The organism is Desulfobacula sp. (assembly GCF_021107415.1).
On record NZ_JAIOSW010000118.1, the window covers coordinates 1 to 14754 of the forward strand.

Consider the following 14754-nt stretch of genomic DNA (forward strand, 5'->3'; position numbering starts at 1 on the left):
GCATTTGAACTGATCAATTATTGTTTTACAAGGGACATTGCCACACTTAAACAAGGTCGTTGTGTATACGGAGCCTTTTTAAATGGGCAAGGCCATTGTATCGATGATGCCATTGTTTATAAATTCTCAGATACTTTTTTTATGATCTGCGTCAATGCAGGCATGGGTACAGCCATTGCTCTGCACCTTGATGCAAACAAAAAGAGTCTGGATGTGACCATTGAAGATTTATCTGAAAAAATTGCAAAGATGGATATACAGGGCATCAATTCCGCCCGGATTCTTTCAGAGCTCATTCAGAATCCTGATACGGTTTTTAATAAAATGCCCTACTTCTCATTTAAAGGCAATTTTAATGAATCTGTCCAAGATAAATTTTCTTTGGGTGAATCTGAAGTAAAATTACTGGACGGAACTCCTGTATTATTATCAAGATCAGGATATACCGGTGAATTTGGATTTGAGCTATTCCTCGGCCTTGATGCCATAGTTTCGCTCTGGAAAAATATTTTATCCGCAGGAGAAAAGTTCGGCATTACTGCCTGTGGTTTGGGTTCCAGGGATTCTCTCAGAGCCGGTGCATGTCTGCCCTTATCTCATCAGGACATTGGAAGCTGGAAATTTACGAATCACCCATGGGATTTTGCACTTCCCTATAATAAAGACAAAACGTCTTTTACAAAGGATTTTCTTGGAGCAGATGCACTTTCTTCAAAAGAAAGCGATTCATTTACCTATCCGTTTGTCTCAGACTCTTTAAGAAAGGTTGCCCCGGGAGAGAATACCCATGTAACAGACAAAACAGGAAAACCGATTGGTAAAGTGCTCACCTGTGCCACGGATATGGGTATCACCTGGCATGAAGGGAGTATCGTGAGCATCTGCTCAGCAAATCTTCCTGATGATTTAAAAATAAAAGGCATTAGCTGTGGTTTTGTCATGGTTTCAAGAAAGCTGGAACCCGGTATTAAATTGACACTTAAAGAAGGCAAAAGAGCGATTACTGCAACCATTGTGAATGATATCAGGCCTGACAGAACTGCAAGGAAAAAACTGGATAATTTTATTTAATACTTACTAATTGGAGGTTTTTATGAAAGAAATTAGTGATCTTAACTTGCCGGATGATGTGAAATACACAAAAGATCATGAGTGGGCAAAACACGACAGTGATATCGTAACAATTGGAATTAACGATTATGCCCAGGATCAACTGGGAGAAATTGTTTTTGTCGAACTTCCTGAAATCGGCGATACCTTCTCTGAGGGGGATGAATTTGGAAGTGTGGAATCGGTAAAGGCGGTTTCAGAAATGTATATTCCCATATCAGGAGAGATTGTAAAAATTAATGAAGCACTTGAGGATGCCCCCGAGCTTGTGAATGAGTCCTGTTATGACAACGGGTGGATCATCAAAGTAAAACCGGATGATGTTGCCCAACTGGATAACCTTATGGACAAACCAGCATACCTTGACATGCTGAAAGGATAAACGCGATGCGCTATCTTCCACATACCAAAGAAGATATTGAAGCTATGCTCAAGGTTACAGGACAATCCAGTCTTGATGACCTGTTTAACTGCATACCCGATGATCTGAAAACAAAAGAGAGTATCGATATCCCTAACGCTTTGTCGGAATGGGAGCTTAATGCCCACATGGAAGAGCTTGCTTCTTCCAATATTGCCTGTAAAGAATATAAATGCTTTATTGGTGGGGGCAGTTATGACCACTATATTCCTGCTATTATCCCCTATCTGATTTCAAGATCTGAATTTATGACAGCCTATACACCCTATCAGCCTGAAGTCAGCCAGGGAACCTTGCAGGGTATCTATGAGTTCCAGACCATGATAACTGAATTATTGGGAATGGATGTTGCCACAGCATCCCATTATGATTGTGGAACTGCCCTTGCAGAAGCGGCTTTGATTGCTTTAAGAAAAAACAGAAAAGCAAATAAGATTGCAGTTTCCTCTCTTGTCCATCCAAGCCACAGACAGATCATTCATACTTATATCAATCCTGCAGGATATGAAATCATTGAGATCCCTTACACAAAAGAGGGACTCACCGACCTGGCGGCCCTCGAGGGTATGGACGATATTGCAGGGATTGCCGTCCAATCGCCAAATTTTTTCGGTAATATCGAGGATTTAAAAGCCTTTAAAGACATGGCTGACACTAAAAAAATATTGTTTATTGCCTCTTTTACCGAAGCGCTTGCTTTTGGTCTTTTGAAAAATCCAGGCAGTTTTGGTGCAGATCTGGTTGCAGGTGAAGGCCAGAGCCTTGGTATCCCCAAATCTTTTGGTGGCCCGGGCCTGGGATTGCTTGCCGGGACCAAAAAACAGATGAGGAACCTTCCCGGTCGTTTGATCGGAAAAACCAGTGATACAAATGGTGATAACGGTTACGTATTGACTCTTGCCACAAGAGAACAGCACATCAGGCGAGAAAAAGCCTCTTCCAATATTTGCTCTAATAACGGCCTCAACGCTATGACAGCCGCTATTTACCTGGCCACAGTGGGTAAAATCGGTATAAGGGAAATTGCACAGCAAAATCATGACAAAGCCGTATACCTGAAAACAAGCCTTGAAAAGGCAGGCTTTGAATCTGCATTTGACACGTCTTTTTTCAACGAATTTGTTTTAAAAGCACCTGCTGGGTTTGAGCAGAAAAGAGCTGCCCTTGTGAATGATAAGTACACTTTTGCGGGAATGAAGCTTGAACCGTTTTATCCTGAACTCAAACAGCATTATTTGTTCTGTGCAACTGAAACACTCTCAAAAAACGATATTGATCAATTGGCAAAGGAGGTGCAATAATGAATCAGCAACCTGGAACAAGCGGTCTTATTTTCAATGAACCCAATCTTTGGGATAAAAGTCGCAAAGGACGTTGTGCCATGTCCCTGCCAGGGCAGGATGTCGACAGAACAGAACTTGATGCGAGCCTTACAGGTGATGCACCTGAACTTCCACAGCTTTCCGAGCTGGATGTGGCACGGCATTACACACGACTCTCTCAATGGAATTTTGGTGTTGATTCAGGCATGTACCCATTGGGTTCCTGCACCATGAAATATAACCCTAAAACAAATGAAGTACAGGCGGCCCGCCAGGGATTTGCCGCAGCTCACCCCTTTGCAGGGGATGAGTTTTCTCAGGGGGCATTAAAACTGATGTTCAACCTTGAGCAATATCTTGCAGCAATAACAGGGTTTGATGCAGTTACCCTTCAACCGGCTGCCGGAGCCCACGGCGAACTTGCCGGTATGCTCATGATTTATGCTTATCATGCAAAATCAGGAAAACAGCGCTCCAAAATTATTATCCCGGATACAGCACACGGCACAAATCCAGCCAGTGCAACCCTTTGCGGGTATGAATCCGTCAATATCAAATCCGGAGAAAACGGCATCCTTGATCCGGGTGCTGTTGCAGCCGTCATGGATGAAGATACCGCCGGAATCATGGTGACCAATCCCAATACTTTGGGGCTTTTTGAATCCAATATCAGGCAAATTGCAGATATTGTCCATTCAAAAGGAGGGCTTGTCTATGGTGACGGCGCCAATATGAATGCCATTATGGGCGTTGTCAAACCCGGAGAACTCGGAATTGATGTTCTTCATTTAAATCTCCATAAAACCTTTTCTACTCCCCATGGCGGTGGTGGACCCGGATCAGGACCGGTTGCGGTTGTTAAAACACTTGAACCCTTTTTACCCATACCACGGATTTTAAAAGAATTGGATTCCTATAAGTTTGTTACGGATTGTCCGGATACTATTGGCAGGCTTCACACCTTTTACGGACATTTCGGCGTCATGATCAAAGCCTATTCCTACATCCTTTCCATGGGTGCTAAAGGACTTTCTGAGGCCAGTAAACTTGCTGTCCTCAATGCCAATTATGTTAAGGAAAGCCTGAAAGGTACGCTTAATCTTCCCTATGACCTGCCATGCATGCATGAATGTGTATTCAATGATGAATTCCAAAAAGAGCATCACATTACCACAATGGATATGGCCAAAAGACTTCTGGACTATGGTTTTCATCCTCCCACAGTCTACTTCCCTCTGGTTGTAGAAGGCGCATTTATGGTAGAACCCACTGAAACAGAATCAAAAGAAGATATTGATCAATTCATTGATGCGGTAAAGGCCATTGCAAAAGAAGCCGGGGAAGATCCTGAAAAGCTTAAAAAAGCACCGCTTCTGACAAAGGTCACACGGCTTGATGAAGTCACTGCGGCAAGAAAACCATGCCTCAGAGGTTAAACAGACCTAAGCGCTCTGCTGTATTTATAGACCTGGGTCTTTTAGAATACAAAAGAGCGCTTGACCTTCAGATCCAAACCCTGCAATCAAAAATTGATCAAACCATTCTTGAAGACCGAATTCTCTTTGTTGAGCACCCATCTGTTTTCACCCTGGGAAAAAGAGGGGGAGAAGAAAATTTAGGGGTTTCTAAAAAATTTTTAAGTTTAAAAAAGATTGATCTTGTTCAAACGAATCGCGGCGGTGATATTACTTATCATTGTCCTGGCCAGGCAGTCATGTACCCTATTGTTGATCTTGCAAAAAATAAAATCGGTGTAAAGGATTTTGTCAATGGTCTTGAAGAAATTATGAAACGAACTGCCATGGATTTTAAAATTGACGCGGACAGAAACCCAAAAAATCATGGCATCTGGGTTGGCAATTCAAAAATCGGAAGCGTCGGGATATCAATCAAACGAGGGATATCATTTCATGGCCTGGCCATGAATATTCATCCTGATCTTGAACCCTTTTCATGGATCAATCCCTGTGGACTTACCGATATATCCATAACCTCCGTTGAAAATGAATTAAAAAAATCCAATATAAATAATTATGACCAGTCTGATAATGATCTACCCGATTATGACCTGGCTATGGACCGGATAAAAGATGCCTTTATAAATCATTTTTCATCTGTATTTAATTATTCGATTAAAAATTGATTGCAGGCTAATTGTAAAAAAGAAGGCACAATGAAACTTAAAAAAAAAAGAAAACCAGGCAAGCCCCCATGGCTTAAAAAAAGCCTTCCCAAGGGTGGAGATTATCAACGGGTGAGAAGCCTTCTTTCAAATGCCGGGCTGCACACGGTCTGCCAGGAAGCCAATTGCCCGAATATGTTTGAATGTTTTTCCAAAAATACAGCTACCTTTATGATTTTAGGATCTGAGTGTACACGAAACTGCAGGTTTTGCAATATTGCTTGCGGCAGTCCCTTACCGGTTGATCCTGATGAACCCATGAGACTTGCCAAAGCAGCTCTTAATTTAAAGCTAAAATATGTTGTGGTGACCTCCGTTACAAGAGATGATCTTGAAGATGGCGGTGCTTCCCATTTTGCAGGGACCATTAAAGCCATTAAGGCCACGCTTCCGGATAATCCGAAAGTCGAGGTCTTGATTCCTGATTTTCAGGGGAATATCGAGGCGCTAAAGATAGTTGTATCTGCAAACCCGGATGTATTAAACCATAATATTGAGACGGTTCCATCGCTTTACCCAATAGCCCGACCCGAAGCCAACTATCAGCAATCTCTTGATCTTCTACAGATTGTAAATACAATTGACTCCTCAATGCCGGTCAAATCGGGTATCATGGTGGGATTAGGTGAAACCGTGGAAGAACTTGAACAGACCCTGACGGATTTATACAATCATGGTTGTGATATCATCACCCTTGGTCAATATCTTCAGCCCACAAAAGCCCATCTTAAAGTTGAAAAATATTATTCTCCCGTAGAGTTTAAGCAGCTTGAAAGAAAAGCCAGACATATCGGATTCCAAAAAGTGGCTGCCGGGCCTTTTGTTCGAAGTTCCTATAATGCCCAGGAACTATTTGACTCCTGATATCTGGTCAGGTTCTAATTACATTTTTCTTTAAAATTACCTGCCGTGCTGATTTCAATATAAGACGCACCCTGCTTAATGCCAAAGCTGCCTGCAAGAATAATAATCACATCGTCCTCTTTAAATTGTTTATCATCTAACAACCGGCATATGGGTTGATTTAAGGGTTCCGTACCGGTGATATCCATTGGAATATAGTCTGCAAACACCCCATATGTCAGGGATAATTGCCGCACCACACCTTTTTCATATACCTGGGCATATATGGGATTGTCTCCCCTGTAAGCTGCCAGGGCGAGAATTGATTTGCCTGTTAGAGAATCAGCCACAATGGCCTTGGTTTTCAGTCTTAAGGAGGCTTTAACTGCTGCCTTGGCAAGATAGGCTGTAATTTTATTTTCACGAGAGTAAGGAACATTAATGAAACTGCTCCTCTTTATTTCAACTTCCTTGGCAATCTTTGACATGATTCTGACAGCCATCTCAGGATATTTTCCATTAGCTGTTTCCCCGGAAAGCATAAGAGCATCTGTATGATCCAGACAGGCATTGGCGACATCTGACACCTCTGCCCTGGTCGGCCTTGGTGATTTTATCATAGAATGCAGCATCTGGGTGGCAACAATGACCGGTTTTCTTTTTTCAATACAGGTCTGAACAATCTGTTTTTGGATCAATGGGATCTGTTCTGTGGGAATTTCAACTGATAGATCGCCTCTTGCAATCATTACCCCATAGGCATAATCAAGAATTTTATACAAATTTTCAACCCCTTGGGAATTTTCAATTTTTGCAATGATTTTTATGGAAGATTTTTTTTTATCCAATATCTTTTGAACAGCTTTAACATCATTTTCGTTTCTTACAAAAGAATGGGCAATAAAATCCAGGTTATTGTCTGCAGCAAACTCAATAAACCCTTTGTCTTTTTTACTCAAAGCAGGAAGTGTTACGTGAACAGAAGGGATATTAATACTTTTTCTGGCATTAATAATCCCATCGTTTTCTACGTAGCAGCTTAAATACTCATCATCTTTTTCCATGACAGCAAGGGCAATATAACCGTCATCAATCAATATGGAACTGCCAACCGGAACATCTCTGACAAAATGCTCATAAGAGACACAAATAACATCACCCTGAGATTTTTCTTCCGGAGCCCCTTTGAATTTTATGGTATCCCCATATTTTACTGACAGGGGTTCATCATTATCACAGGTTCTGATCTCAGGACCTTTGGTGTCCAGGAGAATCCCTATTTTATCAGACACCTGCCTTGTATTTTCGATCACCTGCCGGGCATCATCATGTGTCATGTGGGCAGTGTTCAGCCGGACAACATTCATACCTGCCTTATAAAGTCTTCCGATAAATTCAGAAGAACAGTTTAAACTAGAAATAGTGGCGACGATTTTTGTTTTTCTCGGCATACACAAACCCTCCTTTACTACAGGTATTGATGATAAAATTTTCTATGACCGTCTTTGCATCAAAAGATGAAGACTTTAGCCTGTAATCCAGATCGCTTAGAAAAATTAATGATTGACTCAGCTCATTTAATGAAAAATTTTCAGATTTTTGAAATATCTGAAATACAGGATATGCATTTTTAGGATTGGGTGCAAGGAGAAGGTCATTTGACTTGTTTATTTTTTTCTTTGAACTTTTCTTTGATAGATATTCATCCTGTCCTTGACTATCTGTTTTTGTCTGTTCATCATGATCAATGATCTTTGGGAGTACAGATTGCTTGAATAAATTGAAGCTGATTCTTTTCAGACTGATATGGGTATTATTTTGATAAAATTGTTCGGTAAAACATTTTACCAGGATCAGTTTTCGAATTTGATTTTCAAATGATTTTAATATCTGAAGGGGATGAAACCCTTCGGTGAAAAGTGAATTTAAATAAAAAAGAGCGTTTTTAACGTCTTTGGCCATAAAGGCATTGGTTAAGTTAAAAATGGGATCTTTTTTATCCCTTACAATAACAGTTTTTACATCTGCTATTGAAATTAGCTCATTTTTTCCGCAATAAGCAATAAGCTTTTCTATATTCTGCGAAAAAAGGTGAAGATTAAATCCTGTCAAATCCACCAGGGCATGAAAGGCCTGATTATCTATTTTTTTTTTAGAGTTTGACAGGATCTTACCCGCAAGGCTCTGCAATACGGCTCTTTGTTCATCCAGATCTGCTTTTCTTGCCCCTGTGGCAACAGAGCAGTCTATGATTAATCCTTTGTTTGCTATGGCCTTGTATATTTTTTTTCTTTTATCGATTAGATTTGTTGTGAAGATAAGAGAATGATTTGGCGGAATACCTTTTTCTATAAAATCAATGAGATGGTCAAAATCTGATTGTGAAAAACTGATTTCCTGACTGCCCTGCTGTGTTTGGAACAAAGGGGCATTTTTAACTGCCACAATTTTTTTGGAAACAAGGAATGAAAAGGTGGAGACCTGTTCAATGATATCTCCCATGGAAACAGAACCGCCTTCAAGGGTATCAAGGGCAAATTGTTTATTATTATCGTTTCCAAGCAAAAAGGAAGATATGGTTTTAAAAGCATGTTTTAACAGATACGACTCACCAAAAATCAGGATCAAACCCGGAATATCATTTTTTTGAACAGATTTTAGAAATGAGTTTAATTGATTATATTTAACGTTATTTTTTGCCATAGAAAGGTCTTGAAAATTTGATTAAAAGGATAAAGGCAATCAGAGAAACCATCATCCCGATTCCCTGTGACAGGGAGATAAACTCAAAAAAGAAATCTCCCCGGAAATCTCCCCGGAAAAATTCAATAATAGATCTGAACAATGAATAGAGCATGATATAGCTTAAAAAGACCATGCCATTAAAGCTCTTTCTTTTTTGAATCCATAAGAGAATAAAAAATAGAACCAGGTTGGAAAATACCGAATAAATCTGAGTCGGATGCAGATAAACCCCTATGGGTGCCAGGGTTTCAGGGTGAGTAAACTTTACTGCAATGGGCAAGTCACATTCTTTTCCATAACAGCAGCCAGCAAAAAAACAGCCGATTCTTCCCACAGCATGACCTAAGGCAACGCCGGGGGCCAGAATATCAGCGGTTTTCCAGATATTGAGGTTTTTCAATTTCAGGTAAATAGCCGTAGATAAAACAGCAGCAATAAATCCACCGAAAAAAACCAGCCCCCCGTTCCAGATCTTAAAAATGTCCAGCAGATTATTTTTAAAGCCGTCAAAATTGATCAATACATATAAAAGTCGTGCGCCTAAAAGGGCTGACAGCAATATGACAAAAAAGATATCTGTAATGGTCTCGGGGGGTATACCATGGGATTTTGCCATTATATTAGAAACCCAGATTGCCGTCATAAATCCCAAGGCAACAAAAAGGCCATAGGTGTAAAGATTAAAACTGCCGATATGTAAGAGTATAGGATACATATGCTCCTATTTAAAATTCAGGAATTTTCTTAAACAAAATATGAAAGATCAATATGCCCATTCCAATGCTGATAGCACTGTCAGCGACATTGAATGCCGGCCAATGGGCAGAACCTATATAAAAATCAAGAAAATCCACAACCTTGCCATATCTGAATCTGTCAATCAGGTTTCCCATGGCACCACCAAAAATCAAGGCCAGTCCATAGGAGAGAACGATAAAGTCTGCAGCGCATCTTTTGTAAAACCACAAAACAAAAAGGGCAACCACAGATGACATGAATAGAAAAATAAATCTTCTGAGTTCAAGGGACCCTGAAGCAAAAAAGCCAAAAGCACCACCCGGATTAAGGATATGAGTAATATTAAAAAATTTTTCTATCACAATAATATTATCATATAATGCCAAATTTATTTTGATAATATATTTGGTGATCTGGTCAGCGAGAATGACGCATCCGCTGACCAGAATTAATCTAAGCCATATTTTTTTCAATTTACGTGTGACCTTTATGGTTACGTGTGACCTTCAGGTTACGTGTGACCTTTAGGTTACAATATCTTTTTTAAAGCATTTGCACACCGTTTACAGGTTGTCGGATGCTCGGCATCATAACCAATGGTGGTATCAAACCGCCAGCATCTTTCACACTTCTCACCTATAGCTTTATGTACTTTTATAGCAAGTCCTTCAATCTCTTTGCCCTGATAAGCTGTATCATCAAGTGTATCCACAATCACAACACTTGATACAATAAAGATATCATTGATATTTTCACTTAAATTCTGAACCTGGGCTTTAAGTTGGGTATCCGGCAGTTTGATTTCAAGGGCTGCATCCAAAGGATGACCGATCAATTTTTCAATCCTTGCTTCTTCCAGGGCTTTTGTAACTTCACCCCTAAGGCTTCTGATATTCTCCCATTTTTCAGCCAGATCTTTGTCTTCCCATTCATCGTTCAGCTCAACCATGGAATCAAGATGAATGCTCTCTTTTTGATTTGAATTTTCGGGCATATGACGATAAATTTCATCTGCTGTAAACGGCAGAATCGGCGCCATGATCTTTACAACAGCATCCAGAATGGTAAACATGACTGTCTGGGCATCCCGGCGCAATGGATCTGTAGCAGGAGATGTATAGAGTCTGTCCTTGATAATATCCAGATAAAAAGAGGACAGATCCACAACACAAAAATTATGCAACGTATGATAAATAGTATGAAATTCATATTTGTCGTAGGAAGTCAGTGAGCGATTTACCACATGATGAAGCCTGTGAAGGATGAACCTGTCAAGCTCGGACATCTCTTTGATGGATCTTAGATCCTTTGTAACATCAAAATCTGAAAAATTGCCCAGCATAAACCTGCAGGTATTTCTGATACGCCGGTATGCATCCGACAATTGTTTAATAATATTATTGGAGATGCTGATATCACCCTTATAGTCAGCCGAAGCTGCCCAAAGCCTTAAGACATCGGCGCCATACTGTTTAATCACAGATTCGGGTGCCACAACATTTCCCACAGATTTTGACATTTTCCTTCCGTTTTCATCCACAACAAACCCGTGGGTGAGAACGGCTTTATATGGAGCGCTTCCTGTTCTTCCGACACCCGTCAACAAGGATGAGTGGAACCATCCCCTGTGCTGGTCACTGCCCTCAAGGTAAAGGTCTGCAGGCCGGAAAAGGCCTTCTCTTTCATCCAGAACCGCTGCATGACTCACACCTGAATCAAACCATACATCAAGGATATTATGGTCCTTTGTAAAATCGGTTGATCCGCATTTCTCACATTTGGCGCCTTTGGGCATCAGGAATGCTGCATCTTTGTCAAACCAGATATCAGAGGAATGCTCAAAAAACAATTCATGAATTTTGTCAACAGATTCCCGTGTGACATAGACCTCCTTACACTCTTTGCAATGAAAAACAGGAATGGGAACACCCCAGGAACGTTGCCTTGACAGACACCAGTCAGGGCGGTTTTCTATCATAGCGTAAATTCTTTCTTGCCCCCATGACGGAATCCACTGGACATTATTAATTTCATCAAGGCTTTTTTGCCGGAGTCCCTCTTTGTCCATGGAGATAAACCATTGGGGCGTTGCCCTGTATATAACCGGTTTTTTACACCGCCAGCAATGGGGATAAGAGTGGGACAGGTTTTCATTTTTTAATAAAAGATTTAAACTTTCCAGCTTCTCATTAATACTTTTATTGGCCTTAAAAATAAATTCACCGCCAAAGAACTCTACATCCTTTGAAAACACACCATTATCTTCAAGTGGTGAATAACATTCCAGGCCGTACTTTTCACCCACAATATGGTCATCCGTACCATGCCCGGGTGCTGTATGAACACATCCGGTACCGGCTTCAAGTGTGACATGGTCTCCTAAAATAATCAAAGAATCCCTGTCATAGATCGGGTGTTTACATTTTTTATTTTCAAGATCCCTTGATGAAAATTCTTTGATAATTGTATAATTTTCAATTCCAAACTCTTTCATCACTTGGTCTGCCAGATCTTTGGCAACAATCAAGACGCCTTGATGTTGCGTTTTAACTGCCACATAAACAAAATCCGGGTGAAGACAGATACCTAAATTTGCCGGGATAGTCCAGGGAGTTGTGGTCCAGATCACAACAAAAATATCTTCTGCAACATCCGGCAGAATATCGGACAGATCATCTTTAACCGGAAATTTAACAAAAATGGATGGAGAAGTATGATCATGATATTCAATTTCGGCCTCTGCCAGGGCGGTCTGGCAGCTGCAACACCAGTAAATGGGTTTTTTGCCCAGAAACATATCTCCTGCAAGTGCAAACTCTCCGCACTCTTTGGCAATCCTGGCTTCATAGGGGTAATTCATTGTCAGATAAGGCTCATCCCATTCACCCATGACACCAAACCGTTGAAACTCCTCTTTTTGAATCTTGACAAACTTGGCAGCATAAGATCTGCATGCCTTTCGAACCTGAACGTTTGTCATTTCTTTTTTCTTTTTACCCAGTTTTTTGTCCACATTATGTTCAATGGGAAGTCCGTGACAATCCCAGCCCGGAACATATGGGGCATTAAACCCGGCCATCTGTCTGGATCTTATGATAATGTCTTTTAAAATTTTATTGATGGCATGTCCCATGTGCAAATGACCATTTGCATACGGAGGGCCGTCATGGAGAATAAAAGGTTTCCTGTCTTTGGATTGTTCTCTTAATTTCTCATAGATTTTTTTTTCTTCCCATTCCTTTAACTGCTGGGGTTCGCGTTGCGGCAGATTGGCCTTCATGGCAAATTTTGTTGAAGGCAAATTCAAAGTTTTCTTATAATCCATTATTCCTCCGGTACTCGGATCAGTTGATATTCAATAGCTGAACTTTTCTTTTTAAGGCCAAACCGGTAAAATGTCAAGAAATAAGCGTAAAATCACAGGGTAATCGCAAGTATTTTTTTAAAACACAGCCACCTATCCGTTCAGGTTGGTTCACCTCTCCTTCGCTGGATGGAACGTTTTGACAGGCTCTATGTCTGACTTCACTTGTGGTGGAAAAACTCGCTGCGTTCAAACAATTCCCACCACTTAACGTTCCGCCGGACAGAGCCTGTAGCAAGATGTTCCAAAATGCTCCGTAAAGCCGAACCAACCTGAACTATTCACCATGCCAGGAATATAATATTTAGGATCAATTTAATTAACAAAGCTTCTATCCGGCAAAAAATAGCTTTTAAATTCTCAAAATTTCTTCCATAAGGATTATTTTTAATATAAAAGATTTACGTTGTGTTAATGCAAGTCTCCGATAAATTTACTATGGCAGCTGGGAATAAAAGAAATTCGGAAACTGTATGTTGTGGTAGAATGCTTTTAAATAAAATGCGGACTTCAGAGGATAGTCTGGGGTATTTTTTGGTACTTGAATGACCCAGATAATAGCCAGAAGTCTGGTCTTTTAAAACCCTTCCTTTTCGGCTTGCCTGATATCACAAAACAAAATCAAGATTAGAAATTGTATTGTTGATATTGAAAGTATCCTGACAATTCTAATTTCAGAACTCCTGACATCTGTTATATCTGAATGCAGCTAAAACATAAATAAACCTTATGTAAAGGGCTTGAGAAGCCTATAAACATTGAAACAGCTTTCTTTTTGTTAGCAAATTGCGTGCATTCTAAAATACGTATTCAGTCTGATTGGTAATTTTCAACTGCCTAAAAGTATTGAACATTTTTTTAATGGTCAATGCTTATGTCAGGAGTTCTGAATTTGGGAGAATAATACTTGAGCCGTTTTTTTCTTAAACGCTACATTTCAGCATGGTAAAGAAAAACTTGCAATAATTGTTTTCAATGTATAAGGAAAGATTAAACAATCTAAATGGAAGGGTTTTAAAATGAATGAAATACCTCCACTTCTTATCGAAAATATCGCAAAAAAAAATATCGTTCTCTTTCTTGGTTCTGGCTACCTCTACAATGCAAAACACCCTGAAGAGAGAAAAGCTCCATTAGGTCCTGATTTGGCAGACAAAATCTCTGACAAATTCCTTAATGGTTCACATAAAGGGTCTCCTCTTGCATTCGTAGCAGATCTTGCTATCAGTGAAGCAAATCTTTTTGAGGTCCAATCTTATATTTTTGAAATATTTGAGAATTTTTTTCCAAATGAATCGCATTATTTATTTGCTTCTTTGCCTTGGAAAGCAATCTTTACAACAAATTACGACTTAATTGTAGAAAGATCCTACTATAAAAATGATAAAGCCATTCAAGATTTATCTGCTGTTTATAGGAACACACCTCAGCAACAAATTTTCAAATCGGAGAATACAGTCCCTTATTATAAGTTACATGGTTGTATTTCACATATTAACGACGAGAATTTACCTTTAATTTTATCAACTGAGCAGTATATTGATCACCTTCACAATCGAGAAAGACTATTTTCAAAATTAAAAGAATTAGCCTCCGATTTTTGTATTCTTTTTGTAGGTTATAATAATCAAGATATCAATATTCGGACAGTTCTTAAAGAGCTCGAAAATTTAAAAGATGGGAAACCTCGATCATATCTTGTAAGACCTGGTGTAACAGAAGCAGAAGTTCGTTACTGGGAAGCCCGAAAAATAACTCCAATCAAAATGGGATATGAAAATTTTATTAAAAAGGTCGACCAACAAATTTCTGAAAATGATAGGAAACTTTCACGATTTAGAGTTGAAGTCGATAAACCAATTTATGAAAGATTTCAGGTTAATATTGAGGATTTAAAACCTACTGAAAGTTTAATTGCCTTCTTAGAACATGAGTCTGAATATGTCCATAGCTCTATAGCCTCTCCGAACACAGAACCTCAGGCTTTTTATCGAGGTTATTTTGAAGATTGGGGGCCTATTATCAAGGA

12 protein-coding genes are annotated in these 14754 nt (G+C 39.7%); 7 read left to right on the forward strand and 5 right to left on the reverse strand.

Annotated features, from left to right (window positions below; genetic code table 11):
• The 6 genes from K8S13_RS06180 to lipA all read left to right on the forward strand — a co-directional run.
• Positions 1–1071 (forward strand): aminomethyl transferase family protein (locus K8S13_RS06180; protein WP_291461262.1); only part of this gene is annotated, 1071 nt, incomplete at its 5' end.
• Positions 1072–1093: 22 nt separating this feature from the next.
• A complete protein-coding gene (gene gcvH / locus K8S13_RS06185) occupies positions 1094–1492 on the forward strand; it encodes a glycine cleavage system protein GcvH (RefSeq protein ID WP_291461264.1) in 399 nt (132 codons plus the stop codon).
• Between the two features lie 5 nt (positions 1493–1497).
• Positions 1498–2832, forward strand: a complete 1335-nt coding sequence (gcvPA, locus tag K8S13_RS06190) for an aminomethyl-transferring glycine dehydrogenase subunit GcvPA (protein WP_291461265.1) — start codon at positions 1498–1500, stop codon at positions 2830–2832.
• Positions 2832–4289, forward strand: a complete 1458-nt coding sequence (gene gcvPB, locus K8S13_RS06195; protein WP_291461267.1) for an aminomethyl-transferring glycine dehydrogenase subunit GcvPB — start codon at positions 2832–2834, stop codon at positions 4287–4289. Before gcvPA ends, gcvPB begins: the two co-directional genes overlap by 1 nt.
• Positions 4274–4996 carry a lipoyl(octanoyl) transferase LipB gene (gene lipB, locus K8S13_RS06200; protein ID WP_291461269.1) on the forward strand — a complete coding sequence of 241 codons (723 nt, stop codon included), beginning with the start codon at positions 4274–4276 and terminating at the stop codon, positions 4994–4996. Before gcvPB ends, lipB begins: the two co-directional genes overlap by 16 nt.
• A 30-nt stretch (positions 4997–5026) precedes the next feature.
• The gene (gene lipA, locus K8S13_RS06205) at positions 5027–5899 is read left to right on the forward strand and encodes a lipoyl synthase (protein WP_291461271.1); all 873 of its coding nucleotides are present in this window, start codon (positions 5027–5029) and stop codon (positions 5897–5899) included.
• Positions 5900–5913: 14 nt separating this feature from the next.
• Here lipA and pyk read toward each other — a convergent pair whose 3' ends face one another.
• The 5 genes from pyk to ileS are packed head-to-tail and all read right to left on the reverse strand — an operon-like array spanning position 5914 to position 12686.
• Positions 5914–7329: a pyruvate kinase gene (pyk, locus tag K8S13_RS06210; RefSeq protein WP_291461273.1), complete on the reverse strand. Its 1416-nt coding sequence runs from the start codon at positions 7327–7329 to the stop codon at positions 5914–5916.
• Positions 7292–8581, reverse strand: coding sequence for a DNA polymerase III subunit delta (gene holA, locus K8S13_RS06215; RefSeq protein ID WP_291461275.1), 1290 nt, complete (start codon positions 8579–8581; stop codon positions 7292–7294). Before holA ends, pyk begins: the two co-directional genes overlap by 38 nt.
• Complete coding sequence (gene lgt, locus K8S13_RS06220) at positions 8568–9338, reverse strand: prolipoprotein diacylglyceryl transferase (RefSeq protein ID WP_291461276.1); 771 nt, start codon at positions 9336–9338, stop codon at positions 8568–8570. Before lgt ends, holA begins: the two co-directional genes overlap by 14 nt.
• Positions 9339–9348: 10 nt before the next feature.
• Positions 9349–9834, reverse strand: a complete 486-nt coding sequence (gene lspA / locus K8S13_RS06225) for a signal peptidase II (protein WP_291461277.1) — start codon at positions 9832–9834, stop codon at positions 9349–9351.
• Between the two features lie 56 nt (positions 9835–9890).
• Positions 9891–12686 (reverse strand): isoleucine--tRNA ligase, encoded by a 2796-nt coding sequence (ileS, locus tag K8S13_RS06230; RefSeq protein WP_291461278.1) that lies wholly within the window; start codon positions 12684–12686, stop codon positions 9891–9893.
• 1058 nt (positions 12687–13744) lie between these two features.
• Between ileS and K8S13_RS06235 the strand changes: the two genes are divergently transcribed.
• On the forward strand, positions 13745–14754 hold a 1010-nt coding region (locus tag K8S13_RS06235; protein WP_291461279.1), incomplete at its 3' end, for an SIR2 family protein.